Source organism: Streptomyces sp. NRRL F-6492, assembly GCF_001280125.1.
In the GTDB taxonomy this organism is placed as follows: Bacteria; Actinomycetota; Actinomycetes; order Streptomycetales; family Streptomycetaceae; genus Streptomyces.
In genome coordinates this window covers 1-494 of record NZ_LGEG01000131.1, presented here as the reverse complement: position 1 = coordinate 494, position 494 = coordinate 1, and the positions used below count along the sequence as shown (strand labels likewise).

The window sequence follows — 494 nt, the reverse complement described above, 5'->3', positions numbered from 1 at the left end:
AAGCGGCACGGTTTCTCCGATGCCCAGATCGCGGAGATCCGGGGTCTGCGCGAGGACGTGGTCCGTGAGGTCCGGCACGCGCTCGGGGTCCGGCCGGTCTACAAGACGGTGGACACCTGTGCGGCGGAGTTCGCGGCGAAGACGCCGTACTTCTACTCCTCCTACGACGAGGAGTCCGAGGTCGCGCCGCGCGAGAAGCCGGCGGTGATCATCCTGGGCTCGGGTCCGAACCGGATCGGGCAGGGCATCGAGTTCGACTACTCCTGCGTCCACGCCTCCTTCGCGCTGAGCGAGGCGGGCTACGAGACCGTGATGGTCAACTGCAACCCCGAGACCGTCTCCACCGACTACGACACCTCCGACCGCCTCTACTTCGAGCCGCTCACCCTGGAGGACGTGCTGGAGATCGTCCACGCCGAGACCCTCGCCGGGCCGGTCGCGGGCGTCGTCGTGCAGCTCGGCGGCCAGACCCCTCTCGGCCTGGCGCAGGCGCT

General features: G+C 69.0%; 1 pseudogene. It reads left to right on the top strand.

Annotated elements, in window-relative coordinates:
* A pseudogene (carB, locus tag ADL08_RS12475) lies at nt 1-494 on the top strand (carbamoyl phosphate synthase large subunit); the annotation flags it as partial.